General features: G+C 56.2%; 29 protein-coding genes and 1 pseudogene. 20 read left to right on the top strand and 10 right to left on the bottom strand.

All coding sequences use genetic code 11. From position 1 onward, the window contains the following. Positions 1–378: 378 nt before the first annotated feature. A complete protein-coding gene (locus WDN46_06700) occupies positions 379–576 on the bottom strand; it encodes a type II toxin-antitoxin system HicA family toxin (protein MEJ0093113.1) in 198 nt (65 codons plus the stop codon). Further along, positions 577–774, bottom strand: a complete 198-nt coding sequence (locus tag WDN46_06695; protein MEJ0093112.1) for a DUF1902 domain-containing protein — start codon at positions 772–774, stop codon at positions 577–579. A 119-nt stretch (positions 775–893) separates the two neighbouring features. Here WDN46_06695 and WDN46_06690 point away from each other — a divergent pair, with 119 nt between their 5' ends. The 8 genes from WDN46_06690 (at position 894) to WDN46_06655 (ending at position 6,568) form a co-directional block, all read left to right on the top strand. Then, complete coding sequence (locus WDN46_06690; GenBank protein MEJ0093111.1) at positions 894–1,058, top strand: hypothetical protein; 165 nt, start codon at positions 894–896, stop codon at positions 1,056–1,058. Then, positions 1,055–1,393 (top strand): hypothetical protein, encoded by a 339-nt coding sequence (locus WDN46_06685; GenBank protein ID MEJ0093110.1) that lies wholly within the window; start codon positions 1,055–1,057, stop codon positions 1,391–1,393. Before WDN46_06690 ends, WDN46_06685 begins: the two co-directional genes overlap by 4 nt. A 771-nt stretch (positions 1,394–2,164) precedes the next feature. Continuing rightward, positions 2,165–2,575, top strand: coding sequence for a hypothetical protein (locus tag WDN46_06680; protein MEJ0093109.1), 411 nt, complete (start codon positions 2,165–2,167; stop codon positions 2,573–2,575). Further along, the gene (locus WDN46_06675) at positions 2,565–4,451 is read left to right on the top strand and encodes a terminase gpA endonuclease subunit (GenBank protein ID MEJ0093108.1); all 1,887 of its coding nucleotides are present in this window, start codon (positions 2,565–2,567) and stop codon (positions 4,449–4,451) included. The genes WDN46_06680 and WDN46_06675 overlap by 11 nt, the downstream gene beginning before the upstream one ends. Positions 4,452–4,712: 261 nt before the next feature. Then, the gene (locus WDN46_06670) at positions 4,713–5,312 is read left to right on the top strand and encodes a hypothetical protein (GenBank protein ID MEJ0093107.1); all 600 of its coding nucleotides are present in this window, start codon (positions 4,713–4,715) and stop codon (positions 5,310–5,312) included. Next, positions 5,309–5,728, top strand: a complete 420-nt coding sequence (locus tag WDN46_06665; GenBank protein ID MEJ0093106.1) for a hypothetical protein — start codon at positions 5,309–5,311, stop codon at positions 5,726–5,728. Before WDN46_06670 ends, WDN46_06665 begins: the two co-directional genes overlap by 4 nt. Positions 5,729–5,735: 7 nt before the next feature. Next, a complete protein-coding gene (locus tag WDN46_06660; protein MEJ0093105.1) occupies positions 5,736–5,921 on the top strand; it encodes a hypothetical protein in 186 nt (61 codons plus the stop codon). A 224-nt stretch (positions 5,922–6,145) separates the two neighbouring features. Further along, positions 6,146–6,568, top strand: coding sequence for a hypothetical protein (locus tag WDN46_06655; GenBank protein MEJ0093104.1), 423 nt, complete (start codon positions 6,146–6,148; stop codon positions 6,566–6,568). A gap of 316 nt (positions 6,569–6,884) precedes the next feature. On the opposite strand, the gene WDN46_06650 is transcribed toward WDN46_06655, so the two are convergent. Then, positions 6,885–7,361, bottom strand: coding sequence for a hypothetical protein (locus WDN46_06650; protein MEJ0093103.1), 477 nt, complete (start codon positions 7,359–7,361; stop codon positions 6,885–6,887). 310 nt (positions 7,362–7,671) lie between these two features. Between WDN46_06650 and WDN46_06645 the strand changes: the two genes are divergently transcribed. After that, positions 7,672–9,537 carry a DUF3696 domain-containing protein gene (locus WDN46_06645; protein ID MEJ0093102.1) on the top strand — a complete coding sequence of 622 codons (1,866 nt, stop codon included), beginning with the start codon at positions 7,672–7,674 and terminating at the stop codon, positions 9,535–9,537. Between the two features lie 6 nt (positions 9,538–9,543). After that, positions 9,544–10,626, top strand: a complete 1,083-nt coding sequence (locus tag WDN46_06640) for a hypothetical protein (protein MEJ0093101.1) — start codon at positions 9,544–9,546, stop codon at positions 10,624–10,626. Between the two features lie 316 nt (positions 10,627–10,942). Here the strand turns inward: WDN46_06640 and WDN46_06635 are convergent, their stop codons facing one another. Next, positions 10,943–11,566 carry an IS5 family transposase gene (locus tag WDN46_06635; GenBank protein ID MEJ0093100.1) on the bottom strand — a complete coding sequence of 208 codons (624 nt, stop codon included), beginning with the start codon at positions 11,564–11,566 and terminating at the stop codon, positions 10,943–10,945. Continuing rightward, positions 11,533–11,670, bottom strand: a pseudogene (locus tag WDN46_06630) (transposase). Before WDN46_06630 ends, WDN46_06635 begins: the two are co-directional and overlap by 34 nt. 122 nt (positions 11,671–11,792) lie before the next feature. On the opposite strand from WDN46_06630, the gene WDN46_06625 reads away from it, so the two are divergent. Beyond that, positions 11,793–12,218: a hypothetical protein gene (locus tag WDN46_06625; GenBank protein ID MEJ0093099.1), complete on the top strand. Its 426-nt coding sequence runs from the start codon at positions 11,793–11,795 to the stop codon at positions 12,216–12,218. A gap of 139 nt (positions 12,219–12,357) precedes the next feature. Continuing rightward, positions 12,358–12,534 (top strand): hypothetical protein, encoded by a 177-nt coding sequence (locus WDN46_06620; protein ID MEJ0093098.1) that lies wholly within the window; start codon positions 12,358–12,360, stop codon positions 12,532–12,534. Positions 12,535–12,657: 123 nt separating this feature from the next. On the opposite strand, the gene WDN46_06615 is transcribed toward WDN46_06620, so the two are convergent. After that, a complete protein-coding gene (locus WDN46_06615) occupies positions 12,658–12,807 on the bottom strand; it encodes a hypothetical protein (protein MEJ0093097.1) in 150 nt (49 codons plus the stop codon). 378 nt (positions 12,808–13,185) lie between these two features. Here WDN46_06615 and WDN46_06610 point away from each other — a divergent pair, with 378 nt between their 5' ends. The 7 genes from WDN46_06610 to WDN46_06580 all read left to right on the top strand — a co-directional run bounded on the left by WDN46_06610 (position 13,186) and on the right by WDN46_06580 (position 21,815). Next, a complete protein-coding gene (locus WDN46_06610; GenBank protein ID MEJ0093096.1) occupies positions 13,186–13,644 on the top strand; it encodes a type II toxin-antitoxin system RelE/ParE family toxin in 459 nt (152 codons plus the stop codon). Beyond that, complete coding sequence (locus WDN46_06605; GenBank protein ID MEJ0093095.1) at positions 13,628–13,963, top strand: helix-turn-helix transcriptional regulator; 336 nt, start codon at positions 13,628–13,630, stop codon at positions 13,961–13,963. The genes WDN46_06610 and WDN46_06605 overlap by 17 nt, the downstream gene beginning before the upstream one ends. Positions 13,964–14,048: 85 nt before the next feature. Next, entirely contained in the window at positions 14,049–14,699 is a 651-nt protein-coding gene (locus tag WDN46_06600) for a hypothetical protein (GenBank protein ID MEJ0093094.1), read from the top strand. A 236-nt stretch (positions 14,700–14,935) separates the two neighbouring features. Further along, a complete protein-coding gene (locus WDN46_06595; protein MEJ0093093.1) occupies positions 14,936–15,166 on the top strand; it encodes a hypothetical protein in 231 nt (76 codons plus the stop codon). Positions 15,167–15,995: 829 nt separating this feature from the next. After that, positions 15,996–16,862, top strand: a complete 867-nt coding sequence (locus WDN46_06590) for a hypothetical protein (protein ID MEJ0093092.1) — start codon at positions 15,996–15,998, stop codon at positions 16,860–16,862. Next, positions 16,753–18,423, top strand: coding sequence for a DNA polymerase Y family protein (locus tag WDN46_06585; GenBank protein ID MEJ0093091.1), 1,671 nt, complete (start codon positions 16,753–16,755; stop codon positions 18,421–18,423). The genes WDN46_06590 and WDN46_06585 overlap by 110 nt, the downstream gene beginning before the upstream one ends. Next, positions 18,420–21,815 (top strand): error-prone DNA polymerase, encoded by a 3,396-nt coding sequence (locus tag WDN46_06580; protein ID MEJ0093090.1) that lies wholly within the window; start codon positions 18,420–18,422, stop codon positions 21,813–21,815. Before WDN46_06585 ends, WDN46_06580 begins: the two co-directional genes overlap by 4 nt. 186 nt (positions 21,816–22,001) lie before the next feature. Here the strand turns inward: WDN46_06580 and WDN46_06575 are convergent, their stop codons facing one another. Continuing rightward, entirely contained in the window at positions 22,002–22,187 is a 186-nt protein-coding gene (locus WDN46_06575) for a hypothetical protein (GenBank protein MEJ0093089.1), read from the bottom strand. A 246-nt stretch (positions 22,188–22,433) separates the two neighbouring features. On the opposite strand from WDN46_06575, the gene WDN46_06570 reads away from it, so the two are divergent. After that, entirely contained in the window at positions 22,434–23,417 is a 984-nt protein-coding gene (locus tag WDN46_06570) for an MBL fold metallo-hydrolase (protein ID MEJ0093088.1), read from the top strand. On the opposite strand, the gene WDN46_06565 is transcribed toward WDN46_06570, so the two are convergent. The 3 genes from WDN46_06565 to WDN46_06555 form a co-directional block, all read right to left on the bottom strand. Continuing rightward, on the bottom strand, positions 23,360–24,136 hold the full coding sequence (locus WDN46_06565) for a DUF1499 domain-containing protein (GenBank protein MEJ0093087.1): 777 nt from the start codon (positions 24,134–24,136) through the stop codon (positions 23,360–23,362). The genes WDN46_06570 and WDN46_06565 overlap by 58 nt on opposite strands. Before the next feature lie 20 nt (positions 24,137–24,156). Then, the gene (locus WDN46_06560; protein MEJ0093086.1) at positions 24,157–25,122 is read right to left on the bottom strand and encodes a DnaJ C-terminal domain-containing protein; all 966 of its coding nucleotides are present in this window, start codon (positions 25,120–25,122) and stop codon (positions 24,157–24,159) included. Between the two features lie 137 nt (positions 25,123–25,259). After that, positions 25,260–25,619, bottom strand: coding sequence for an RT0821/Lpp0805 family surface protein (locus tag WDN46_06555; GenBank protein MEJ0093085.1), 360 nt, complete (start codon positions 25,617–25,619; stop codon positions 25,260–25,262). Positions 25,620–25,677 lie beyond the last annotated feature (58 nt).

Here is a 25,677-nt window from a genome sequence, read left to right as displayed (position 1 = left end):
TATCTGGTCTATCCGGTCTGAAACAGGAGACCTAGACCAGATAGACTGGATAGATTTCCAGTCAGTTATCTGGTCTATAGAGGGAAGCAGACCGGATAGACCGGATAGACCGGATTTTGCAGCATTTGAGCTACAAAAACGAACAGGATGTACGTTTGGCGATGTTTGGTGCTGCTACGCTAAGCTTGTTGGGCTGTCTCATATAATTTTGCTGAAAAATCCACCGTAGAGATGCGAATTTACCTGGTCATCTGGTCTACTGGTCTGAATGGTTGGGGTTGAGTTTTTTAGGCCACAGACGTGCGTCGATCGACACCCGCCTCTCGTCGATGGCCGCAAAAGCCGCCAGGCTCCGTTGGGCTGGAATCGGCGAGCGGGTTAGAACGCTTTGGGGAGGCCAGCGCTTTTCAGGATTTCGTTTGCGGTGTGAACCAAGGCGACATTGCTCGGGACCGCGAAGTTTATTTTGGTGGTCGGACTATGCCAGACTTCGTGTGAGCCTTTGCCTTGGCGAACGAAGGTGCATCCTGCCTCGGTCAGTAGGCTGCGCAGCTTGCGGTAAAGGGAGGAGCCCACCTAGGCCGGAACAAGAAAGCGAAACTCAATCGCTTCCAGCGCGCGGTCGCCCGGCAATAAGTCGCTCGCAAGATCGCGAACGATTTCAATTAATTGGTCGAATGTTTCCGATTCCACGTGCAAGCCAGGAATATCCGACGACGACACGAAGTAAATGCGTTTTTCGTCATCATAGTGGATTTTGACGTTGTAGATCATCGGGAAGGCCGACCTTTGGCAAAAACGGCGCGTATTAAGCATCGCACGGAATGACTTGCGATGGAACGGAAAAGGCTTCCGAGCGTCGCGCGTTGGCAGGCCGTCTCTGGAGGCAAAACATGACGAAAGCTAAGCCATCCCGAATGCGCCAGGAAATCTTGCAGCTTGCGCACGACATGCGCGCCGCAGGCGCGACGGATGACGCCGTTTATCGCAAAATCACTATGCGCGGGCCGCCCGTCGCCGTTGTGGCGATGGCCGCGCGGAAGGACAGTCGCAAATGAAATTGGCGTCAATTATCGCGCTCCCTCTCGCGCTGTCGACAGTAGCAGCGCACGCGCACGAGACGGGCAAAATAATAATCGCGAATTGGAAGCCATGCGATACTGGAATTCAGACTGATGAAATTAGCTGGGCCGAAATTCCTGTATGGGCTCGGGCCAAATCACTAAGGCCTTATTATTACGGCGAACCTCGATTGCTGGCCAATCATGGTTTGTGCAATGAAAAATTTCATCGGATTGTTTTATGCCTGCCGGGCTGGGAGGAAAGCGATGACAAAACGGCAGGCTGGTTCAAGGTGTGCCAAGGATATCAGAACAATCGACAACAGAAGTGACATCTCTGTACCAAGCTGACGCGCAGGCGTCGAAAAACGATCCTGCGTGGCCAGGTGGTCGTTGCTATGCCTGAGCCTGGCCGCGTTGACTCTTAAGTCAACAAGCGCCGCCTCCGCTGTTGAGCTATCCTCCGAAACATGAACGTTGGATTATATAAATCGTTTGCGGAGGGGGGGCTGGACGCTCCGGAGCCGTTTTAGGGCACTGACACTGCGCAAAAGCGCCCGATTCGCGCCCAGGAGGCATTTCTATGGCTTCCCGCCAGGGCGGCAACGCCGCCGCCGCTTTGCGGCAGCCTTGGGCTACGCTGTCACATGTGGGCTTCGGCGCTGGCAGCCTAAAGCGAAGCAACAATATAATGGGGTTCGACAGCCATGGCCCCAACTCTAAGCAGCCAGCGGTTTGAAACGTAAGCGCCAGCGCGCGTCAGTTGGCAAGGCGCAAAACCAGACCTTAGCCGCTGTGTAGGTCCCGTCTAAGTTGGCGCGGGTCCTTTCTCGAGGCCTCACCAAATGCGGCAGCGCCGCCGCTGAATATCCGGGAGCGTAAGCAATTGTTTTGTTTTACCCGCTGAATCAGCGAGCAACGCCGCTCCGCTCGGGCCGCCGCGCCACAGAAACCCCTCCTAGACGCTCATCTTTGCACTCGCGGCTATGTGAGTAGCGCAACGGCGCTCTTGCCTGCCAGCAGCCTCTCAAATCGATTTTCTCGCCATGCGGGTATTTTCATGATATTGTCGCGTCAATATGTCGCGAAATTATTGGTAAATCATGCCCACCACGCTCGATCCATCGGTCATCAAAGCCACGGTTCAGCTAAAGCGGGCGCAATCGCGCTTAACCGATCTGCGCCGCAAACACCTCGAAGACAACTTCATTAGGGCTGAAGACGTCCAGGCTTTAATTACGCGATTGTCGGCCAGCGCCCGCGCCGTCCTGATGGAATTGCCCGGCGTCGCACGACGCAACATGCCTGATTTGATCGATGCAAAGATCGAAGATCAGCTCTTCGATATTTTCGAAAAACACGCCAACGATTCTATCGACGCTGTTGTATCGAAGCTCACTGAACTTCAGCCCGTCAAAGTGACGCCGAAAGGGCCATATACTTCAAAGCCTGGGCCTCGCTTAAGCTCCAAACGCAAACCATCATCGAACAAGGTGGCGGCGCATGGAGCCTAAATCCAAATTTGACCGTGATTTTTGGCAAGGTTTCCGGCCATCGCATCGGCAAGCGCTCCCAGATTGGGTTGAAAGCAACATTGTTCTTTCAGCCCGCGCCGCGCCGGTCCCCGGTCGAATGCGACTTTGGAAGTACCAACGCGGCATTCTCGACGCCATCGGGTCACATGACTTCCCGCAAGTAAGCATCATCAAAGCAGTGCGCCTCGGATTTACGAAGTGCATAATTTCAGCCCTTGGATTTTGGGCGTCGGAAAGACCATCAGCAACCTTGCTTTTGATGCCTACGGAAGACGATTGCGCCCGAGTCTCGCGCGATGAAGTTAGTCCTATGTTCGCGGAGAGTCCGACTCTGCAAGGCTTGCTTTTAAATACCGCATTTGGCGATCGTGAAACCCTCACCACAAAATTTTTTGCGAAAGGTGGCTCCCTTAAAATCGTCGCCGCCAGATCTCCGCGCAATCTGCGCAGCCATGACGTGAAAATTTTGCTCGGCGATGAGATCGACGCCATGGTTGTGACTGAGGAGGGCGACCCTATCGAATTGGCGATTAAGCGCACCATCGCCCACGATGATCGCAAAATTATTATGGGCAGCACGCCGACAATTGACGGGCTATCCAATATTCAAAAACTTTATAACGAATCTGATCGCCGCATTTTCGAGGTTCCATGCCCACACTGTTTTACCCCATTTGAAATTTTATGGGAGCATGTGACGTGGACGCCCGGCAATCCAGCCGACGCCTATGTGGTTTGTCCGCATTGCGGTTGCGCGATCGACGAATCCGAAAAACCGAAAATGATCGAAGCGGGCGAATGGCGCGCCACGGCTCCAGAGGTGAAAGGCCACGCCGGCTTCCGTCTGAATTCTCTTATCAGCATGTTTAGAAACGAGCGCTGGGGCCATTTAGCGAAAAAATTTACCGATGCGAAAAACAATCCATCGCGACTTATGGTTTTTGAAAACACGAGTTTAGGTAAGTGCAGCAAGCAGTCGATCGATAACATCGATCCTTTTAGCCTTCAGGCTCGCGTCGAAGATTTCAGCCTTGATGACTTGCCTCCCGAAGTCTTAATGATCACATGCGGCGTTGATGTTCAGAATGATCGTTTGGAAGCGTGTTTCTTAGGCTGGTCCAAATTTTGGCAACCATTTGTTTTGGCCCACGTCGTCTTGCACGGATCGACGATCGAACAAAAAACATGGATGGAACTAGATCACATTCTCGCTCGGAAATTTCAGCATTCCGTCTATGGGTATCCTTTGCCGATTGAGGCCACGGCGATCGATTATGGCGGCACTGGAACCGGAACTGAATCGCGACCGCAAGCCGTGTTGAATTTCACCGCCCCGCGCGGTCATAGACACATTTACGCTGTGAAGGGCATCGGCGGCCAAGCGCCACGTCCCATGTGGCAACAATCGTTCAGCGCTAAATCAGGCGCGGCGAAATTCTTCTCGATTGATGTCAATAGGGGCAAGGTCGAGGTTTTGGAGCGATTGGCTGCATTGCCGTATCTTGATACAGCAGGCGAGCCAACACATACGCCCGGCCCGCGCAATCCTTTCCCATTTCGGTTTAGCAATTCATTGCCCGAGCAATTTTTCGAACAGGTCGCATCTGAACGCCGATACGTTCGCTACTTGCACAATCGCCCGATCGTCGAATTTAGACCAATTGAGCAAGGCGCGCGTAATGAGGCTCTTGATGCGTTGAACTATGCCTACATTGTCGCGAAGGGTAGTTGCACCTATGTCAATATGAGGGAGCGTGACGCCCGCCGTGCGCCTCCAAATCCCAAATTTGTTCCCGTTCGCACGCGCAGTATGGCCGACTTTGGCAATTTTTCGAGGCATCCCCATGGCCACTGAAATTTTGTTTGGAACACTCATTGCGCCGCCCACGCGTGGCGTTAATCTTGACGAAAGGCCTATCGCCTATGGCCGCCTGCAACGCGCGATTTACAAAGGCGAGCCGAGAGAGTCACCGCGCAGGCTGCGCGCATTTGACTTAGCGGCGAACGCCTTATGCCAGTGCGCCGTTGGCGAGCCGCTTTATATCGAGGGTTGGCGCGTAGGCCTTCATCGCATTGACGCGATTCGCATCGAGCGCATGCAGCGGGAGGCGATCTTATGATCGAACTTTCGGTAGAATTCCATAAGAAATTAGTCGACAATTTCCAAGCCTCGCTAAACGAAATGGGCGAGCAGGGAAGTCGCAAATTAATATCGATGGTGCTGAATCACCAAGGTAGAATCGCTCTCACTGCCGTCAAGCGCTATCTCGCACAGACAACTGGCATCGCCTACAACGCAATAAGCAAGAGCGTCGTTGAACACAAATCGTCGCTCGTCAATTTAACGTACCGCATCGTAGGAACAGGCGGCCCGACAAATTTGCGGGATTACAAACCTTATTCTGGCGCATCAAGCTTCTCAGCGGCTCCTTGGGGCGAGAGGCGTCAATTCCCGCGCACATTCCAAGTCGGCGGATCAGGTCCGCTTGCCGGTTTCGTGATGCATCGTGGACCGGGCGGCGCGAGGGAGCCAATCGACTTTTCGTACGGCCCCGATCTGGCGCGCGAAATGGCGCACAAAGAATGCATCGCCGCATTCAACGATAGCATAGAAAAAACGTTCATGCCCGAGATTCGTCGGCAACTCACGCGGCGGTTGGGCGTTGAATCCATGCCCCTTGTCGAGCCTACCGAACCATCGGAGCCGTCGTCATGATCGCGCATCGATCGATACCGCAGACAGATTTAGCATCCTATCTCAATCGGAAACGCCAAGACGCTGTTGACTACGCCAATGAGCATCCCGAGCGTCCTCTAAGCAGCGCGTTGCGTCTTGTCGCGTCGAGTGATGAACCGGCAAAAGTAGCCGCTAAGACGTCAACTGACCCGAAAGCCGCCGCAACGCCAGAAGCCGCTCGCGAATCCGGGCGAAAGCTCGCCACGCGCTTCGCCGCGATCTCGCGCCCGCGATTTTCATTCCGTGGCAGGCCGGCTTCCGTCGAACGGCCCCGCGATCCTGCTGAATTCACCGCCGCCCGATTGACGCTCGATCGCGATTTCGATGACGATTTCGACAAAGGCAATTTGAAAATTGATTTGGATCATACGCGTTGGGACAAGAGCGATGATTGATCGTGCCGTGATCGATCGCGAAGTTACCAAAGCCGTCGAGGCTGATCGCGCCCGCGCGGCGATTATCTTCGGCCATCCGGCGATGCACGGAGAAACGCGCCCGATCGCACTCTGGCTTGCGTGCGAAACTGGTTTGCCAGCCGTCGAGGCCGTTGCAATTTTGAATCAGAGTTTGTCGGTACGTGAGCATTGAAAAGGGAGATTATGATGACTCAGGTGAACTTTGATAGAGCGCTTGATTTCATGCGCAAGAACGATGGACCATCGCCGCCCGAAACAGTAGCGGCTATGCCAAGATCAACCGCCGCGCTCGTTGAGCAATTGGCGGCAAGCGCAGCGCGCAAGCAAGCCGCTCGACCAGCGCCAGCAGCCATACAGGCAGCAATCGATTTCGCCATTAACGCATCACGTCAACGGATGAAAGCAATTCTCGAATCGCCGGAAGCTGAAGGCCGTAGAGCGCTGGCCAGGATGATTGCTTTCAACGATGGTTTTGCGGGCGTCTCTTCCGACGAAGCGATCAACATTTTGAGCGCCGCACCAATTGGCGATGACGCCGCCGCCGCTGAGACGCCAAAAACGAAACTGAGCGCCTATGAAGCTGGACGCCGCGACACGGCAGAATTGATGAATCGCGCGGGCCTTTCGACTGATGAATCGCGGAAGGTAGGCAGCAATTACAACAGCGACGAAGTCGAGCTAATTGACATGGCCGTCGCGGGCGACGGGCTTATTCCGAAACAACGTAAAACCCTAAACCAGAACGCCGTCGAGCCATATGAGCTCGACGAATTTAATGCAGGCGAGGCATTTGCGCGAAAGTTCGCGGGATATCGATGAACACACATTATGAAGTCTGGATCAAAACAGAATCGCCCGCGCCATTCGTTCCGTTGGACGATGACGCTCATAACATTCGCAAAATGTCGTGCGTCGCGTCGTTTCAAACTTGGGCGAGGCCACCGATTTTGCGCACGCTTCGGGCCATTCTCCCATCGTACACTTGAGCGCCGATGCGGATTTGAATTCTCTCTACCCCGGCTGCTTCATAAGACCAGTTGAACGGAGGGTGTAAAAAGTTCCCGCGCTGATGACCTCCCTCATAGGCGCGGTTTTGCCCCTTCTTTTACATGAATGCGCCACGAGCGCGCCGAATTTAATTTTTCCGGCCACTATTGTTTATTTTCTGAACAAGCTCATGAGCCTCTGAAACGCATTTGGCCGTTGTTTCGTGAACAAATGTTGCGTCTTCGCCCGGCAAGAACGACGATTCAACATGGAAGGAAAGGAACGCCCAAGCGTAAGACGATCCAATGTCATGGCCATAGCGTTCCTTCGCCAGCACCATTAACTCTTTCGCCATCTGTTTACGGAACGATTCAGGAGACTCTTTGACCGGGCCATTCTTTTCCAACCATTGATTGTACGCGCCGCTCAGAGCCAGTCCAAAACGTTGGGCGTCCGCTCCCCTGAGTTTGTTCAAACGCTGAACGGAATCCTTCAATTCTTCTTTGAGCCTTGTTCCACGGGCTTCTCGCCACTGTTTCGCGATATTTTCGAACATCATTTTTCTCACCGATTTTTGGGCTAAAGAACCGCACCTGCCTAAAAAGTTCTCAAAATGATTTGGCATATCGCTTCCATTCGCAAGTGGCGTACAAAACAGCGAACGCCAAGCCGGCATGACTCATTTGCCAGGCGCGGCCGATATGGGGCAGCGGGTATTTTTTGCTATCTCAGTTGTAGCCCCTGCCGAGCGCGAATCCCCAAAGTGGTACCGATTCGTTGCAGCACCGCCCTCGCTTGTTAAGTGACGTTCGAAGTAGTGGCAGCGCCATCGGGCATGACCCGCCGAGCGTGACGGAGTTGATGAGATAGAACTTTACTTGTAAGCGTCTTACGGTGATTGGGGCTTTACTCGACGGTCTAGAGTGGTTTCGGTAATGATAAAACGTTGGCATCTAAAGAATTTTAAGTCATTTCGCAATCTTCCGCCGCTGGAATTATCCCAAATCAACATTCTGGCGGGTGCCAATAGCAGCGGCAAGAGCAGCATAATTCAGAGCATATTGTTGCTGAAACAGACGCTGCAATATGGGTCGGAAGGCCGTTCTATAACACTTAACGGACCGTTGCTTCGGTTAGGCGAATTTGATGACATCCGCAACTTTGAGGCGGACGGCGATGACGTAAAAATAGGACTCGACTACGAGTTTGGCGACGGCGACCGCATATCACCTTGGGCACGTAACCGAAGGCGTGGGACAGAGGCGGGTATTTTGCGAAGTTTAACTCTTCAATTGTCATACCGTCAAAGAGCGGAGACTCCATATCTTAGCCAAAAGCATTTTGTGGGACCGAAGAGATTAACCGCCGATTTAAGCGAGTCTACGGTGACAACCTCACGCGTCATTGGAAATGATGCAATTAAAGATGCGTTTGCGTCATTTAAAAAGCCTCTAAGCGAGCCGCGGGACGAAGATGAGTCTGCGCGCATCAGGTTTGACTATTCGGTTGAGCTGGACAACGAAAGTATAAGGGAGATTGCTGCAGGAAAACCGCAGGTTACTATCGGGAACGGTATTCTATCTTATTTTTTGCCGTCCTGGATAATGGTTCAATATAATTTAGCGTCTCAAAGAGCGATGCATCTCGCGGAGAGAATTTGTAATCTTTCTACGGGGTTACTAAGTTATGAAAACTTATCTGAAGAGACTGTTTCACAGAGCATTGTTAAAATCGCAAATGTATGGTTAGAAAATCATAACGCGGATCCAATTATTGACTCCAAGCCGAAAGTATTGGCGCTCGAGATTCGCAACCGTCTTTTGCCTTTTCTAAATCGCGGCGCGCCAACGCTTGGCGGTTTACTTGCAGCGGACAACAAGATTGCGGCAGACTTAGCCCAACTTAGAGAGCAAATCTTGCAGGTGATGCTACAGGAATGCGGCACGGAATATGACGTTGAGCTGGAGACTCCTAGAAGTATTAGGGAGGCATCGGAGTTTCTAAAAGACTTTTTTAAACGAGGAATTAGATACCTTGGTCCGTTGCGCGACAGTCCGAGACCTGTTTATCAAGTTGAAGCTTTAGAAAGCACTACGGATGTAGGCTATCGTGGCGAACACACGGCGGCGGTTCTTGATCTTAACAGCGCAAAGCGAGTTTCTTATCATCGCCCACCCAGTGAGGAACTTGAAGCGGACTATGTTACATTATCGAGGTCTAGAACGGCTCCCCTTCATGATGCTGTAGTTGAATGGATGTCTTACCTCGGCGTCGCCGAGGAAGTTGCTACGACGGACGCGGGCGTATTTGGGAACAGATTGCAAGTGTCCACCGATAGCACCGGGCGGATGCACGACCTTACGAATGTTGGCGTAGGAGTAAGCCAAGTCTTGCCGATCGTGGTGACGGCTCTTCTCGCTCCCGAAAGCAGCTTTTTGATATTCGAGCAACCGGAACTGCATCTTCACCCCAAGGTGCAGGCTCGTCTTGCCGATTTTTTCTTGTCTTTGGCACTGGACGGCAAGCAGACGCTCCTCGAAACCCATAGTGAATACCTTGTGGACCGATTTCGTCTTAGGATCGCTCTCTCCGCATCTGATTCAGTGCGTCCCCTGATTAACATCTTATTTTCTGAAAAACGAGGAGGTCAGAGCAGTCTGAGACCTGTAGAAATTAGTGAATTTGGGTCGATTATAAATTGGCCCGAAGACTTTTTTGAACAGTCGCAGAGAGATACAGGGCGGATCATTCGGGCGGCATCAGAAAAACGTCGGTCTAGGCCGCGCGGGCAGCGAGGTTAGCATTTTATGGAATACTGCTACATCGATACTGCTCTCCTCGCGATTCCTAACTACGCAGTAGATACAGCAACGGCGGAAGAGCTCATAGATCGAGTGACCCACTTTGCCAACTTAGCCTCAGCGAACGTCCCTGTAACGCTCGTCATCGCCTCCAACGCCGAAGAAATTCTCTGGAGCGGCAACTGTTCCCCGGAATACTCCCAAATTCAAGCATTTATAGACTTGATGGGTCTTGGCCATGTTTTTGCGGCGGCCGACTTAGTACGACAGTACCAAGCTATTTTTTCGCGCTCGGCTCGGGCCGATAGCGTTGAGCCGGTTGAAGTACACGAAATATCAGGGTTCGAATCAGTGCCCCCCCTGCCTATCGGGTTAGCTCTGCAATCTGAAACCGAAAGGATCTTCGCTGCGGTCGCCGCCCGCCAATTGCTTGAAGATGCCTGGAACGTCGGGTCGGCCATTCAAGGAGTTTACGGCCGTTCCTATTTTACCACTGTTCAAATAGAGATGGTGTCCGGCTCAAGAGCCGCTGAGTTGGGCAATTTGCCGGTCACAATCGCTACCGGTGTTAAAACCTTCTCTCACCTGCGTGAGTTAGTTTCTGAGGAGTCTGCTTACCGATTGTGGATGAACGCGAAAACGCCGGAGGATCTGCATTTTGCTTTCACGATTGGCGCTTTAGCCCTCCTTAAAGAAGCTGGCAAGATTAGCAAAGTTTCTCAACTACGCAGATTCGCGATCGGGCCTGAGTTTATGAAAAGCCTTCAGGCCACTCAATGCTTTGGCGCGGGCCACTTTGCGTCCGCTGCTCGCTCTCTTTGTGTGCAAATTGTCGCGAATGTCTGCGCGAAGCGCTTTGGAGAGATGGGTCGCCCTCAAACGATACGCAAATTCGATTCCGCGGCCGGGTGGAGAGTTCACCTTACTAAGGGTGGAGAAGGATTTCGCTTAATGTTTTGGCAAAGTAATAAGGAAATCGAATTCGCGAATGTTGGTGTGAAGCACGAATTGAAGATAGCACACGGATTCCTCAATGGCGCGATTACCGCAGACGTCTCCGAATGCCTAGAGATGTCAGGGTTAGCCTAATTGTCGGACATTCACGCTGGATGCGTGTGAAGCTGGCCGTTGAGCCGCTAAATGATTGGAGGCCGGACCTTAGCCACGGAAGCTGGCCCGCGTCCCTCGCGGCTCTGTCTGTTTCCCGTTGCTGTTGCGCCTCGCTCGTACTGCATGGAACGCCGGAAAAATAATTTCGCTCGCCGGTCAGCAAGTTCGTCAATTTGTAAATTGCCTTTAACTGCTTCGTCGGAAGCCTGATCGATCGGACTGCCAATTTTTAGTTCAGGGTTCCACTGGTAAAAGTCTTATTTGGCCCATATGGGTTCTTGCCTAGGCTCAGGACTCATTGATTGAGATAGAAGAGGACGGCGGCTGCGATGCAGATGGCGGAGAAGAAGGTGTGGGCGCATCGATCATAGCGGGTTGCGATGCGCCGCCAGTCCTTGAGCTTGGCGAACATGTTCTCGATTTTGTGACGCTGGCGGTAGAGCGTCTTGTCATAGGCAATGGGAAGCTTGCGGCTTCTGGTTGGCGGGATGCAGGGCTCGACGCCCCTGGCCTTCAGCGCGGCGCGGAACCAGTTGCTGTCGTAGCCCCTGTCGGCGATCAACATTGAAGCGGGCGGTAAAGCCTTGAGCATCAGCCGCGCGCCCTTGTGGTCGCTCATCTGGCCCTCCGAGAGCAACATGACGAGGGGCTTGCCGGCGCCGTCGCAAACGACGTGGAGCTTCGAGTTCAGTCCGCCTTTCGTGCGCCCGATACGGCGGGGAAGAGCCCCTTTTTGAGCAGGCTCGCCGCTGTGCGATGCGCCTTCAGATGCGTGGCGTCGATCATGATGCGCTCGGGCTTTGGACCTTCGCCAGCGAGCGCGGCGAATATGCGGTCGAAGACGCCGAGCCGGCTCCAGCGGATGAAGCGATTGTAAAGCGTCTTGTGCGGCCCGTAATCCTTGGGCGCATCTTTCCATTGCAGGCCGTTGCGGATCACATAGACGATTCCGCTGACCACCCGACGGTCGTCAACCCGCGGAACGCCATGCGACAGAGGAAAATGCGGCGCAAGCCGCGCCATCTGCCGCTCGCCCAACAAAAACAAATCACTCATCCCAGCCTCCCCATGCGGAGACCAGGAATCACATCTCAGGCAAATTTAATAGGTCCTGAGCCTAGATGGAAGGCTAAGGAGATCTCGGAATGAAGACTACATTGAAGTTGGCACAGATCGCGATGGGCGCGGCGGCTTTCGCAACGGCGCTCATCCTGCCCGCTGCCGCCAAGGATCGTTATAACGAGGCCCATTGGCATAGGATGCACCGCCACCATCATCTAGCCGCCGAGCGTCCTCTTACAGTTACGAAGCGATTGTATCGCGAGCCGGTCGTCGCCGCTTCAGATCCTTTCCATGGGCCCGCCGCGATCTTCACCGCTCCAATCGCGATTGCCGCGACCATAGTCAGCTTACCTTTCCGAGCAGCGGGGGCGGTGTTTCCAGCTTATGGAAATCCGGGAAGCAATCCGCTGGTCCTGATAGGCGCTCCGATACACGTCGTGGGACAGGTCGCACAATTCCCATTCTATGTCGCCGGCAGCGCATTCGGCGCGGCTCCAAACGCCTTCTAGTCCCTTTTTTCGGCCGAGTTGAATCACGAGGGGGATTCCCTGCACAGCGAATTTGTGATTCAAAATCCGTGCTGGTCAAGGAGGCCAGCATGGATTGCTGAGAGGCGGCCGAAGGTTTTCAATTTTAGCTCAGACGAACATGGATTGGCCGCCAGCCGCCCCCGATGATGAAGCTGTCGAGATAGCCTCGAACTGGTTGGTGCTGCGCTTCAGGGCGGCGTGGTGCGAATGCAGCAAGGAAAATTTTGAGACATCATCCGGTGACCCGATCGCTATCGTCACGGTCAAGACTGATGGCCTAAAAATCGTCGCGTGATCAAACCGGCTCACCCGGTCGTATCCAAGGCAAAGCGCCCGACTCGCGCGCGGCGCGTTCGGTGTTCCGCGCGACGTTGGTCTCGTATGTGCCGGCGGGAGTCTGGGAAAAATAATCGCTTTGTCATATGTTGACCGCTTGGTCGAGCGGCGATCCAATCTTGATCATGCTGAAAGCCTTGATCACGGCGTCGCGGCAATCTCGCATCGCTTTCACCGCCGTCGCCGCGTCTTCTGGGTTTGGGTAATCAACCCGTTGAGATCGCCTCGCCATCCTCTTACCCTCCCGCCTATCGTTCATGATTTGTTCTAAAGTGGATGGCGGCGATTGTCGAGTCGGAAGCTTGGCTGCAAAAGACCGGCTCCAACCTTTCTCAGTTTGCCCAAAACGTTAAAGGCGTACTCGCATGATCGCTCCGGGCCGCGAAGCGACGATCGCCTCTTAACGCTGGCCGCTGGCCGCGGGCCGCCAGCGCCGTTATGGGTGGTAATATCACCAGCTGCGATGCGATAAAAGCCGCCCGCGGGCTTCCCTGCGGCGGTAGCTTGGCTGCTAACTTGAGGCGGGAGACGTAACAGCGCGCGTCATTTGACTTACGCCCCGTTTTATGCCATTTCTGGCATAACAGAAGCCGCCGAGAGGCGGGACTCGATGCTGCATGTGACATCGATGCACTATTTTTTAAGCCAGAAATGGCATAAGGATTATACGGGGCCGGTCATGAAGCTCGTGCATTGGGTAGGGTCTAGCTTACGAGACCTCAACGATTTTCCTGAAGAGGTAAAGTCCGAAGCAGGCTTCGCACTTTTTGTAGCGCAAAAAGGCGGCAAGGCCGTGAACGCTGTGCCTATGGTTGGGTTTAACGGGGCGACCGTTCTCGAGGTTGTGATCGATCATGACACCAATACGTTTCGAGCGGTTTACACCGTGAAATTTGGGAAGGCCGTGTACGTTTTGCACGCCTTCCAAAAGAAGTCAGTCAAAGGAAGGGCGACGCCGCGCCCCGACATTTTGCTGATCAAGTCGAGGTTGAAGCTTGCGGAGGAGGACTATGCCGCACGCTACCTAGAAAGTGGGAGAAGAGGAACATCACATGGCAAAGGAGCTTGAAACTGCCGAAGGGGTAATCGACAGCAGCGGGAACGTCTTTGCTGATCTTGGCCTGCCTTGCTCTGAAGAAGACATGCTCAAAGTTCGCATCGCGCATGCCATCACCGCTACAATTCAAGAAAAAAATATCAGCCAAATGGAGGCCGCAAAATTAATCGGGACTGATCAGGCCAAAGTTTCGAATCTTTTGCGTGGGAGATTGAAGGGGTTTTCTACCGATCGATTGATTCATATGCTTGTCCAACTCGGGCGAGACGTTGATATTCACATTTCGGAAGCAAAACAGCGCGCCGGTCGAATCCGAGTGGAAGCTGCATAATAAAAATGCCATCAAAGAGTCATAAAGAGTCGCCCTTTCGAGGGCGGCTTTTTTTTGATCGCGAGGCCGTCCTCGGAGAACTTAAATGCCAGGCATTACCAAAAAGCCGCGTCGCCCAACGGCTCGACAAATAGATAATGCGTTCGCGCCCTACGCATTAGAAATTGGACGTCTCACGCGAGCATGGAACGGATTGCACAACATGCTGGGCGAAATTTTCTCACGAATTATCAGCCGGAATAATGTGAACATCTCGCGGGCGATTTGGCATTCACTCATGAGCGACAAAACTCAGCGTGACATCCTAAAAGCGGCTTATCAAGCGCCTGGAGCGATCGATTCAAAGGTGCATCCTAAAGCGATAGCCGATCTCAAATGGCTAATAAAAAATGTCGATGATCTCGGGTTTCGGCGAAACGATGCGATCCATGCGCCCATGTTAGTCGGCAAATACATGCGAACGGGAGAAATGGTCGTATTGCCCGACATTTATGCGGGCAACCCGCGCGCAATAAAGCTTCACGAGAAAGAACTTTTGCTTGAACTCCGGTGGTATCGGATGTGCGCCGACACGCTTGCGAAATTCGCGGGTGTTATTTGGTTTCATCTTGGTAGGGATAAAGGATCATGGCCTGAACGACCTCTTTTACCGACCCTCGGCCAGGGTCAAACGGACAGAGCGTCGAGGCGTAAAAAAGGCAATGCCAAATCTTCTGATCCTGAAAATTCAATATGAGCATCAGCAAGCCTGGCCTCGCTGAAGAGCGCGACCTTGCGCGTGTCGACGCCCTTTGGATGTCGGGCAAAAAAGACATACGCATGAAGCCGCACTATACCGCACGCAGCAACAGTTCAGAGCGCTTGAGATTTTTGCGCGAGGACAAATTTCAGTTCGATTTAATATGGGTTGTTCGCGATCGTTATGGCTTGGCCGGAATTTTGATTCTCGACGATCGTCCGCCGCATTTATGGATGCAATATATCGTCTCGGCGCGACGTTGGCGCGGGGAAAGGATCATCGGTCCAGCATTAGTCAAAAAGGCCAAAACTCTTTCTCAAATAGGTTTCTTGAAGGCCGAGGCTAGGAACGACCATTCGGAGAGGTTGTTGCAAAAACTCGGCTTCGAATCGGAAGGCGTTTCCTTCCCCGGCCATTTTGTGTGGCGACGCCACGATCCTGATCATCCAACGCTAGGCGGTTAAATACGCCGCCCAATCCGCCATCATCGCCCGCCGCTTTTCCGGCGCATCGCCACGTCGAACAGGCCTTTTCAACTTTTAGGTCAGGCGAGCATGGATCGGTAGCCAGCCGCCGCCGATGATGAAGCTATCGAGATAGCCTCGAACTGTCTTGTTCGGGCCATCGAGCGAATAAACGCAGTGGCAGTTGCTGCATCGTCGGGCGTGATGCGTCCAACTTGCGACAATGCCCACACCGGCGAGAGTCGTTGCGGTTATTTTCTCTTGCGCCGAGTCGGGAGCGCGGCAACTGATGGTCGGGCATTGAGGCAAAGGATCTCCCCTTGTGTCGCGCTAAAGCGAATCGATGAGATCCCGCACGTCCGTCAAATGAATGTCAGTCGGCAGGACAAAAGGTCGCGTCCAAGTCTACAACCGGCGGCTCTTGGTATCAGCGATGTTCCTGTGAGGCGACCGCAGCGTTGATAATGGACCTCAATCACCCGCCCAAATACCGCGCCCAATCCGCCATCATCGCCCGCCGCAGCATGCTTTGTCGCACCGCTACCAATTTTTGCAGGCCTCAAAATACTGTGATCAGCCTCTAATATACGCCCCGCCCCTCCAAACCTGATTACCTTGCTGTTTACCTCAAATCTTATGCTGGGCCTTCTTTAAAGAGGGAAATCACCCGCAAAATGCGTTCGTGCTGATAGCCGCCTGGTTGCTTGAGAGATTTAAGCCCTCGGCTGAATAGGGACTGATCGCTTGATGAGCAGTCTTGACTCTCATGCTCGAACAAGACTAGAACAAACAGCGAACTAACGCATAATGTAAACACGGAGAAAGGCCGATGTCGCTGGGCGGCAGAGCGGAGCGGCTGGATTTTTTGCGCCAAAAAATCGCCTGGATCGAGACTGCGGAGACGCAGCCTTCCGATGCGCGAATGAGCTTAGGCGAAAACCTCAGCCTCGACAGGATGCTGCATGGCGGCCTTAATCGCGGCGCCTTGCACGAGATCGCGCCGGGCCGTCCCGGCGATAGCGCGGCCGCCTGCGGCTTCGCTCTGGCTCTCTCGGCCCGTTTCGCCTCCAACGCGCCCGCGAGCCGCTCCACCATCATCTGGATCGTCGAGGATTTCGCAGAATTGGAGACCGGCGCGCCTTATGGGCCAGGACTCGCCCTGCACGGCATTGATCCGGGGCGCCTCATTCTCATCCATACGCTGAATGCGAAAGACAGCCTATGGACCATGGAGGAGGCCTTGAAATGCCGCGCGGCGGCCGTCGTGATCGGCGAAATATGGAGCCTTGAGAAAACCTATGGCCTCGCCGCCTCCCGCCGCCTCGCCCTGGCGGCGCAAACCAGCGGCGGCGTCGGCCTGATGCTTGCGGCCGGGATGGCGGGAGGCGCGAATGCGCTTTCCTCAAGCGCGCAAACCCGATTTGAGATTTTTTCCCGCGCCAAGCCTTGCGCCGCCGCTTCCGCCGCCGCGCGAGGCCTGCCCTTGCCGGGCCTTGCCTGCTGGTCCGTCCGCATCCTCAAGGCGCGCGCCGGCCCGGAGCGTTTCAGTTTCGATCGCGACAAGCTCATCGCCATTCTCTGGGATCATGAAGAGGCCTGTTTCCGTGACGCGTTTCCTCTCCCTCTTTCTCCCCACGCTCGCTACCGATCGGGTTATGCGGCAGATGCGCGCGCAAGGCTTGGCCAAACCGCCTGACGCGCCGCTGGCGACGATCGCCAAGATTGACAGCGAGCAAAGGCTCGCCGCCGTCGATGCGCGCGGCAAAATCTTGGGCCTCAAACCCGGCATGAGCCTGCCCGACGCGCGCGCCATGCATCCCGCTCTGATCTGCGCCGATGCCGACCCCGACGCCGAATCGCAAATGCTGGAGCATATCGCCGATTGGTGCCGCCGCTTTACTCCTCTTGCGGCCCTCAATGCGCCAGATGGCGTGATGCTCGACGTGAGCGGCGCGACGCATTTGTTCGGCGGCGAGGCGAGCCTTCTCGCCGAAATCGAAACCCGCCTCAAAGCCCAGGGTTTCGACGCGCAAGCTGCTTTGGCTCCAACGCCCGAAGCGGCGTGGGCTTTGGCCCGCTACGGAAATAGCCGCATTCTGCCGCCTGATCTTGATGAAAAAGACCTCTCGCATCGCCTCGCCGATCTGCCGCTGGCCGCCTTGCGGCTCGATGCAAGGACCATCCAAGCTCTCGCGGAGGCTGGGTTGCGCCGGATCGGCGACATCATGATGCGGCCGCGCGCGCCGATCGCCGCCCGCTGCGGAACTTATCTTTATGCAAGGCTCGATGGATTGCTGGCCCGCGCAAAGAATCCCATATCGCCGCGTTTCGAGGCGCCGGCCTTTCTAGCGGAGCGTCGTTTCCTTGACGGCATTTCGCGCCGCGAAGATATCGAGGCCTCAATCTTTTCGCTCGCGCATGATTTGTCAGCGCTGCTTACCCGCCACGGCGAAGGCGCGCGGCGGCTCGAAGTCAGCCTGTTTCGCGTCGATGGCCTCGTCAAACATTTCGAGGTCGGAACAAGCCGGCCCTTGCGCGAGGCTGGCCTCATCGCGAAATTATTTCGCGAACGCATCGAAGCCATCAGCGCCGCTAACGACGACGACCCATTCGACGCAGGCTATGGCTTCGACGTCATCCGTCTTTCAGCCCTCGCGATCGAACGCAAGGACCCCGAGCAGACCGGCTGGACTGATGCAAATGACGATGCCGATCTCGCCGATCTTATCGACAGGCTTGGCGCGCGATTGGGATTGCGGCGCGTGACGCGGCTCTCCTTCAACGCCACCCATGCGCCCGAGTTCGCCGTCATCGCAACGCCCGCCCATCTGCGTCAAACAGCTTTAGCGCAGACCCGGAACTTTCGGGGGAAGCGCCAGACAAAACCGGCGCTGGGAGAGTTTCACGCATTCCCTATGGCGCCTGCAGCCCTTGACGACGAAGCCGGCATTGATGCGAAACATCTTCCCTCGCGTCCGATCCGGCTTCTGCAAAGGCCAGAACCAATCGAAGCCATCGCCGGCGTGCCCGATGGACCGCCGCTGCGGTTTCGCTGGCGCCGCGTCCTACATGAGGTGGCGGCGCTCGAAGGACCGGAGCGGATCGCGCCCGAATGGTGGCGCAATGAGGCGGCGCTCACGCGCGATTATTTCCGCGCCGAAGATACTGACGGCCAAAGATTCTGGCTGTTTCGCGAAGGTCTCTTCACAAGCGAAACAATTCAGCCGCGCTGGTTTATGCACGGATTCTTCACATGAGCGCGGGCTACGCCGAACTTGCGGTCACGACGAATTTTTCGTTTCTGCGCGGCGCCTCGCATCCCGAAGAACTCGTCGCCGCAGCCATGGCTTCAGGTCTCGCAGGCATCGGCATAGCCGATCGCAATTCGCTAGCCGGCATCGTCCGCGCTTATAACTTCGCCAAAGCCCACAAGAAAGAAGACTTTCGCGTGGTGAGCGGCGTAAGGCTCGTCTTTTGCGATGGGACGCCCGACATTTTGAGCTTTCCGCGCGATCGCGCCGCTTATGGACGCCTGACGAGGCTGCTGACGCGCGGCAACGCTCGCGCGCAAAAAGGAATCTGTCTCCTTCGCATCGATGATCTCGTTGAGGCGGCGCAAGGCCAACAACTGATCGTCATGCCGGGCAGCACATGGGAGGCCAAAGACGACGCCAAGCTGGCTGCGAAAATCCATGCCGATTTATACGATGCGCAGCGCAAGCTAACGCTCGTTGACGCCAACCCGGCGCCTTTGCTCCAACGTCTTCGCAAGGCTGCGGAAGGCCGCGTGTGGCTCGCCGCATCGATGACATACGGCTCCGCAATGCGCCGCGATCTTGCGCGCCGCATCGCCCTTGCACGTAAAACCGGACTTCCGCTTCTGGCCATCAACGATGTGCTCATGCATGCGCCAGAGCGGCGCGCTTTGCAGGATGTGCTGACCGCCATCCGGGAAGGCGTAACGCTCGATGCGGTTGGCTTGCATCTTCAAGCCAATGCGGAGCGCCATCTTAAAAGCGGCGGCGAAATGGCTCGCCTCTTCAGCGATGCGCCGGAGGCGATCGCTGAGACGCTGCGATTTCTCGAAGGCGTCAGCTTCAGCCTCAATGAACTGCGCGGCGATTATCCCGAAGAATTGCGCGAAGGTTTTCCAACCCCTCAGGCGGCTCTGGAGTTTTTCGCGCGCGAGGGAGCAAAATTTCGCTATCCGAACGGCGTTCCGTCAACCGTCGAGACCGCAATCACGCATGAATTGAAACTTGTCGAAGAACTCAATTACGCGCCCTATTTTTTAACCGTCCACGACATTATGCGCTTCGCACGGGACGAAAAAATTCTATGTCAGGGGCGCGGTTCCGCCGCCAATTCGACGCTCTGTTATTGTCTGCGCATTACCGAGGTCAATCCGGTCGTTCACAGTCTGCTGTTTGAACGCTTCATCTCGGCTGATCGCGGCGAGCCGCCCGACATCGACGTCGATTTCGAGCATGAGAAGCGCGAACAAGTCATGCAATATATCTATGAACATTATGGCCGCGCGCGCGCGGGCTTGACAGCGACCGTCATCACCTATCGCGCCCGCTCCGCCATTCGCGAAGTCGGCAAAGCGTTCGGACTTTCCGAGGACGTCATCGCCGTTTTGTCCGATACGATCTGGGGCCGTTCATCGACCAGCGTCACCGCCAAAGAAACGCGCCGCGCAGGGCTTGATCCGACGGATGCGCGCCTCGCACAGGTTCTGAGGCTTGCTGAAGAGCTCATCGACTTCCCGCGCCATCTCTCGCAACATACCGGCGGCTTCGTCATCACTCGTTCGCGGCTCGATGAGGTCGTCCCAATCATGAATGCCGCAATGGAGGATCGCACCACTATCGAATGGAACAAGGATGATCTCGATGCGCTCGGCATTTTGAAAATTGACGTATTGGCGCTCGGCATGTTGACGTGCCTCCGCAAAGGTTTTGACCTGATCAAGGAACATTACGGTAAGGCTCTGACATTAGATGCGCTGCCCTCCGAAGAACCAGCGGTCTATGCAATGATTTCGCGCGCGGATACGATCGGCGTGTTCCAGATCGAGAGCCGCGCGCAAATGTCGATGCTGCCGCGGCTCAAGCCTAAGGATTTCTACGATCTCGTCATCGAAGTCGCGATCGTCCGGCCGGGCCCCATTCAGGGCGATATGGTGCATCCCTATCTGCGCCGGCGGCAGGGTCTCGAGCCAGAAATCTATCCATCACCGGAACTTAAGGAGGTGCTCAAGAAAACGCTCGGCGTGCCTTTGTTTCAGGAACAGGCGATGAGGATCGCCATCGTGGCCGCCGGCTTTACGCCATCTGAGGCCGATCGATTGCGCCGCTCCATGGCGACATTCAAACATACCGGCACGATCGGCACATTTCGCGAAAAAATGGTGGAGGGCATGGTCGCGAAAAACTATCCGCGCGAATTCGCCGAGCGGTGTTTCAAACAGATCGAGGGCTTTGGCACATATGGCTTTCCCGAGAGCCATGCCGCCTCCTTCGCCTTGCTCGTTTATGCTTCCGCCTGGATGAAATGCCGCTATCCTGACGTCTTCGCCTGCGCGCTGCTCAACGCCCAGCCGATGGGATTTTACGCGCCGGCGCAAATCGTGCGCGACGCCCGCGAACATGGCGTCGAGATCAAAGAAGTCGATGTCAATTTCTCCAATTGGGACTCGACGCTCGCAGCCGGATCGGACTCTTTGCCGCTGCATTCGCGCCATGCGTCGATGCAAGGCGAAATCCTCTCGACGCATAAAATCCAGCTCGGATTTCGTCAGATCAGCGAGCTGAACAAGGTTGACATGACGCGGCTCGTCGCCCTGCGCGGAGGGGGCTATGATTCAATTCGCGATCTGTGGCTTCGCACCAAGCTCTCGCCGGGCGCGCTCGAAATTCTGGCGAGCGCCGATGCGTTTCGGTCCTTGGGGCTCGATCGGCGCGAGGCGCTGTGGGCGGTGCGCGGCCTCAACCGCGCCGGCGACAAAGACGATCTGCCGTTATTGAAAGATCTCAGCTGGCGCGCGATCGAAGCCGACGCGAGGCTTCCCGCCATGCCGCTAAGCGAGCATGTGGTGGAGGATTATCGTCATTTGTCGCTTTCCTTGAAAGCGCATCCGGTTGCTTTTCTGCGCAAAATACTGACGCAAAAGAAGATCCTGCGCGCCGAAGAACTCAGGACGCAACGCTCCGGCGCCCGCGTGAGCGTCGCCGGCCTCGTTCTCGTGCGTCAGCGCCCAGGCTCCGCCAGAGGAGTTATCTTCCTGACGATCGAAGACGAAACCGGAACCGCCAACGTCATCATCTGGGCAAAAACCTTTGAGGCTTTGCGCCCGATCGTCATCGGCGCCCGTTTCATTGCGGTGACTGGACGTTTGCAGATTGAGGCTGACGTGATCCATGTGGTGATGGAGCGCGCCGAAGATTTGACGCCTCTTCTAGCGCTGCTATCGAACCAAGGAGGGGAGATCTCGATCCTCGCCCGCGCCGATGAGGTCAAGCGACCAAACGATGGCGATCCGCAACCAAGCCTCTTTGGCGACAGCCTCTTGTCCTACAGAGCGTCGCCGGCCGAGGCGAGCGGCGATGTCATGCGCGTTCTGCCGAAGGGTCGCAATTTTCATTAGCCTCGCAGCGAGGTAGCCCCACGCTCTGGCGATTGCGTCCTTCGTCGTTGTGTCCACGAAAGTGGTTAAATTGCTTTCCAGGCGACAAAGATTGGGTGCGCCGTTCATGCAACGCACCCAACATTCGCAAACAAATTAGCCATAGCTCCCAGCCTTCGCCGGCCGTCGGGCGGCGCGGCCTGATCGCTACATGCCTCCTCCTTGTTTCTTCATAACCTTTTTCATATTCTTATGCTTATGGTGGGCGACAGTGACGATGAGACCGTCATTGCTGGACATGACCGTTCCGCTCGCGCTTGGAATCGGCGCCGCCATCAGGGCTTGAGCGCCAAGAAAACAAGCCGTCGTCGCGATGAGTGTAAGTTTCCGCATGGGATTTACTCCTCAATTGCCGAGACCCAGTGCCCCAGCAAGAACATTCTTCCCCAGAAACCGTCTAAAAAAAAATCACATTTTTCCCGTTGTTGAATCTTGTAGGAGTTTTTGCTGCATACGAGACTAGATCTTGGCGAAGGCGGCTACTGGGAAGATCGCAATTATGGAGGACATCCTGGGATCTGAGCGCACGGCCAGCCAGCCGGCTTTGGTCCGCAGCGAAAAAAACCCTAAGATCCGTTGATGAACAAAGAAGTTCAAACACAACCCGAGGATATTCCCTTCAACCGCTCTTTCCACGGCGCGCCCGGCGAACTCGTCCGGCTCTCGCCTCTTGTCCGCCGCATGGTAGCCGGCAACGCCGGACCGATGACGTTCACCGGAACCTGCACCTATGTCGTTGGCTCGGGACGGGTCGCGGTCATCGATCCAGGTCCAGACAAGCCAGACCACATCGCCGCATTGATCGAGGCCTTGCGCGGCGAGACCGTCGCCGCGATCCTCGTGACCCATACGCACCGCGATCATTCGCCCGGCGCGCGCGCGCTGAAGCTCGCGACGGGAGCGAAGATTATCGGCTGCGCGCCTTACCGGCTTCCGGACGACGGGGCGAGCGAATTTCGGCTCGATGCGGCGCATGATTTGGACCATGCGCCCGACGCAATTCTTCGCGAGGGCGAGGCGTTCGAAGGCGCAAATTTCACCCTTACCTGCGTCGAAACTCCCGGTCATGCGATAAACCATCTGGCGTTCGCTCTGCCGCAGGAGAATGCGCTGTTCTCGGGCGATCACGTCATGGCCTGGTCGACCTCCGTCGTCGCGCCGCCGGATGGCTCGATGCGCGACTATATGGCTTCGCTTGAGAAACTGCGTTCGCGGGATGACCGGATTTACTGGCCAGGACATGGCGGCCCGGTCAATGAGCCGCAACGTTTTGTCCGCGCTCTCGCCCATCACCGCCGCCAACGCGAACAGGCCATCTTGTCCAGCGTCAGAAATGGCGACGCGACAATCGCGAAGATCGTCGCCCGCGTTTATGAGGGCATCGACCCAGCCCTGCGGTTCGCTGCAGGACTATCGATCTTCGCCCATCTCGAGGATCTTTCTGCGCGAGGGCTCATCAAGGTCGAGGGGCCGGCGACGCTCGGCGCGTTGTTTCGCTCGGCCGATCAGTTCTTGTCGACTACGGCCTCAAGCGCTGCTTCGAATGTCGCGATATTGCGCTGATTGGCGCGGAAATCATAAGGGCCGAAGCGCGACGCGGAGCGGATGTCGATGCGCGTTTGATCCGCGATCGGACGAATCCGGATCGTGATGTCGCACGGAAAGCCCATGATCATGCTGCGCGCAATGGCGTCTACATGCCCAAGACCAGTGCGGCCTTGGCCCGGCGGAGTCGACTCGACGAGCCGCCAGCCGCTCGCGGAGACGGCTTTAAGGATTGCGGCGAAAGACTCCTCGGCATCAAGATCGAGCAGGATCGGCTGGATCTTCGGATAGGCCTGCGCCTGCCTCTTGCGCATCGCGGGCGGCACGCTCGGCGGGGTGGTTCCCCCGCGCGCGGCCTGGGCCACGCGCGAGGCTGAAAAGACCGGAGGATCGGCGATATCCGTCGACAAATCCGCAAGCCTTGGCAGATGCATCGCCGTCGCGGACAGATAGGCCGGATAGGCAAGGAGCGCGAGCGCTAGAAACAAGCCGGCGGCGGCTTGCCCAGCGCCCTGGCGTCCGGTGCGCCAGATCACCGCGAAGGCCAGCAGAGCGCATAAAATCGCGCCGGCGGCGAGGCCGATCGATCCGACCAAAACAGCGAGCGCCGCCGGCGGGTCGATCCCGCCGCGCGCCACGACCACGCCGACGAGAGCGACAGCGACGGCGAACGCAGCCAGACGCCGGCTCAGCAAAGCCGATTTAGAATAGGGCTCTTCGACGATCAGGCGTCGCACGCGCGTCCCTTAATATGAATTCAACTCAAGTCGCTGCGCGGATTATAGGTTTTTTTGCTTTGCCATGTGCGCATCAGCTCCTGCAATTCGGCGTCGGGCTCGTCCGGCAAAACAATGCGGAGCGTCACCAAAAGATCGCCCGCGCCGCCTTGCGGATTGGGCAGGCCTTTGCCGCGCAACCGCAAAGTGCGGCCGCCGTTCGAGCCTGCCGGAACGGCGAGCTCCACAGCGCCATCGAGCGTTGGCGCATTGACCTTGGCGCCGAGGACGGCCTCGTACAATGCAACCGGCAGATCAAGCCGCAAATCGCGCCCCTCGACGCGGAAATAGGGATGTTTGGCGATCTTCACCGTGATGATGGCGTCGCCTGGCTCGCCTCCGGCCATGCCCGGCTGCCCCTGCCGTTTCAGGCGAATCTGCTTGCCGTCCTCGATTCCGGCAGGCACGGAGACGTCCAGCGTGCGTCCGCTCGGCAGGGTGACGCGCGCCGTTCCGCCTTTTACAGCCTCGGCCAGCCCAACGGTCACGCTCGCAGCGACATCCTCGCCGCGCGGCGGCGGCGCCGAAGCTGAAGGTCCGCGCGCGCCTCTGCGGCCTCCGGGCGCGCCAAAAAGATCGCCGAAAATGTCGCTTGCGTCAAAGCGCTGGCCGCCGGGGCGCCCCCCGCCAAAGTTGAATTCGAAATGCTCGAAGCCGCGACCTGCTCCGGCATTGGCGCGAGACCCAGCCCCGCCCGCAGCAAATCCTTCAAAACCCGGATGACGCGGCTTTCCCTCGGCGTCGATTTCGCCGCGGTCGAAAGCGCCCCGCTTTTTTTCGTCGCCCAAAATCTCATAGGCCGAACTGATCTCGGCGAATTTCTCTTTCGCTTTCGGCTCCTTGCTCTGATCAGGATGAAATTTCTTCGCGAGTTTTCGAAAAGTTTTCTTGATCTCGGCCGCGTCGGCGGATTTTGGAACGCCTAAAATAATATATGGATCACGCATCGATTGAGCCCACTCCTGCGCTCGCCCATGGACCGGCGCCAACGCCCATGTCTCTCCCCGAATTTGGTGAATCGTCAGGTCCAGCGCAAGGCTTGCCGCATTTTATCGCCGCGCCTAAGGCTGTGTCGATCGGGGATTTAGCCCCTGGGTGGGGGGCTGATCTCCAAAACCGTCCATTCGCCTGCCTTACCCGAACAGGCGGTTCCTTGCATGGATTGTTCATCGCTTTTGCGACTGATCTGGCTGCTGAAGGCCCGGCAGATCTTGCCGTCCGAAGGATAGGCTTTGCCGGTCGGCGTGAAGGACCCCTTATCGCCGGATTGCGGATTGTCCCAGACGACGGGAGCGCCATTGCCCTGCGGGTCGAGCGCCGTCGAGAGAGCGGCCTTGGCCCTGCGCCAATCCTCCGCGTCGAGCAGGCGCTCAAGAGACGAACTCGGAATGGAGTCGGTCGCATCGTCGTTCGAGCTCGTCAGAGGGGCGATCGGCATGGACATCGAGCATCCGCCCAAAGGGCCGACCAGACAAGCCAAGAAAACCCACCTCATCCGGGCG

This window comes from Methylocella sp. (assembly GCA_037200525.1).
Taxonomy (GTDB): Bacteria; Pseudomonadota; Alphaproteobacteria; order Rhizobiales; family Beijerinckiaceae; genus Methylocapsa.
This window is presented reverse-complemented; position numbering and strand designations above follow the sequence as displayed.

What these genes read in the sequence shown, in the direction of transcription:
- WDN46_06670 (MEJ0093107.1), top strand. Translation starts at nt 4,713, where the DNA reads ATGATCGAACTTTCGGTAGAATTCCATAAGAAATTAGTCGACAATTTC.
- WDN46_06665 (MEJ0093106.1), top strand. Translation starts at nt 5,309, where the DNA reads ATGATCGCGCATCGATCGATACCGCAGACAGATTTAGCATCCTATCTC.
- WDN46_06610 (MEJ0093096.1), top strand. Translation starts at nt 13,186, where the DNA reads ATGCTGCATGTGACATCGATGCACTATTTTTTAAGCCAGAAATGGCAT.
- WDN46_06575 (MEJ0093089.1), bottom strand. Translation starts at nt 22,187, where the DNA reads ATGCGGAAACTTACACTCATCGCGACGACGGCTTGTTTTCTTGGCGCT.
- WDN46_06650 (MEJ0093103.1), bottom strand. Translation starts at nt 7,361, where the DNA reads ATGCCAAATCATTTTGAGAACTTTTTAGGCAGGTGCGGTTCTTTAGCC.
- WDN46_06595 (MEJ0093093.1), top strand. Translation starts at nt 14,936, where the DNA reads ATGCAATATATCGTCTCGGCGCGACGTTGGCGCGGGGAAAGGATCATC.
- WDN46_06645 (MEJ0093102.1), top strand. Translation starts at nt 7,672, where the DNA reads ATGATAAAACGTTGGCATCTAAAGAATTTTAAGTCATTTCGCAATCTT.
- WDN46_06555 (MEJ0093085.1), bottom strand. Translation starts at nt 25,619, where the DNA reads ATGTCCATGCCGATCGCCCCTCTGACGAGCTCGAACGACGATGCGACC.
- WDN46_06570 (MEJ0093088.1), top strand. Translation starts at nt 22,434, where the DNA reads ATGAACAAAGAAGTTCAAACACAACCCGAGGATATTCCCTTCAACCGC.
- WDN46_06680 (MEJ0093109.1), top strand. Translation starts at nt 2,165, where the DNA reads ATGCCCACCACGCTCGATCCATCGGTCATCAAAGCCACGGTTCAGCTA.
- WDN46_06635 (MEJ0093100.1), bottom strand. Translation starts at nt 11,566, where the DNA reads ATGGAAAGATGCGCCCAAGGATTACGGGCCGCACAAGACGCTTTACAA.
- WDN46_06590 (MEJ0093092.1), top strand. Translation starts at nt 15,996, where the DNA reads ATGTCGCTGGGCGGCAGAGCGGAGCGGCTGGATTTTTTGCGCCAAAAA.
- WDN46_06580 (MEJ0093090.1), top strand. Translation starts at nt 18,420, where the DNA reads ATGAGCGCGGGCTACGCCGAACTTGCGGTCACGACGAATTTTTCGTTT.
- WDN46_06625 (MEJ0093099.1), top strand. Translation starts at nt 11,793, where the DNA reads ATGAAGACTACATTGAAGTTGGCACAGATCGCGATGGGCGCGGCGGCT.
- WDN46_06690 (MEJ0093111.1), top strand. Translation starts at nt 894, where the DNA reads ATGACGAAAGCTAAGCCATCCCGAATGCGCCAGGAAATCTTGCAGCTT.
- WDN46_06605 (MEJ0093095.1), top strand. Translation starts at nt 13,628, where the DNA reads ATGGCAAAGGAGCTTGAAACTGCCGAAGGGGTAATCGACAGCAGCGGG.
- WDN46_06615 (MEJ0093097.1), bottom strand. Translation starts at nt 12,807, where the DNA reads ATGGCGAGGCGATCTCAACGGGTTGATTACCCAAACCCAGAAGACGCG.
- WDN46_06695 (MEJ0093112.1), bottom strand. Translation starts at nt 774, where the DNA reads ATGATCTACAACGTCAAAATCCACTATGATGACGAAAAACGCATTTAC.
- WDN46_06655 (MEJ0093104.1), top strand. Translation starts at nt 6,146, where the DNA reads ATGAAAGCAATTCTCGAATCGCCGGAAGCTGAAGGCCGTAGAGCGCTG.
- WDN46_06685 (MEJ0093110.1), top strand. Translation starts at nt 1,055, where the DNA reads ATGAAATTGGCGTCAATTATCGCGCTCCCTCTCGCGCTGTCGACAGTA.
- WDN46_06600 (MEJ0093094.1), top strand. Translation starts at nt 14,049, where the DNA reads ATGCCAGGCATTACCAAAAAGCCGCGTCGCCCAACGGCTCGACAAATA.
- WDN46_06640 (MEJ0093101.1), top strand. Translation starts at nt 9,544, where the DNA reads ATGGAATACTGCTACATCGATACTGCTCTCCTCGCGATTCCTAACTAC.
- WDN46_06675 (MEJ0093108.1), top strand. Translation starts at nt 2,565, where the DNA reads ATGGAGCCTAAATCCAAATTTGACCGTGATTTTTGGCAAGGTTTCCGG.
- WDN46_06585 (MEJ0093091.1), top strand. Translation starts at nt 16,753, where the DNA reads ATGAAGAGGCCTGTTTCCGTGACGCGTTTCCTCTCCCTCTTTCTCCCC.
- WDN46_06620 (MEJ0093098.1), top strand. Translation starts at nt 12,358, where the DNA reads ATGGATTGGCCGCCAGCCGCCCCCGATGATGAAGCTGTCGAGATAGCC.
- WDN46_06560 (MEJ0093086.1), bottom strand. Translation starts at nt 25,122, where the DNA reads ATGCGTGATCCATATATTATTTTAGGCGTTCCAAAATCCGCCGACGCG.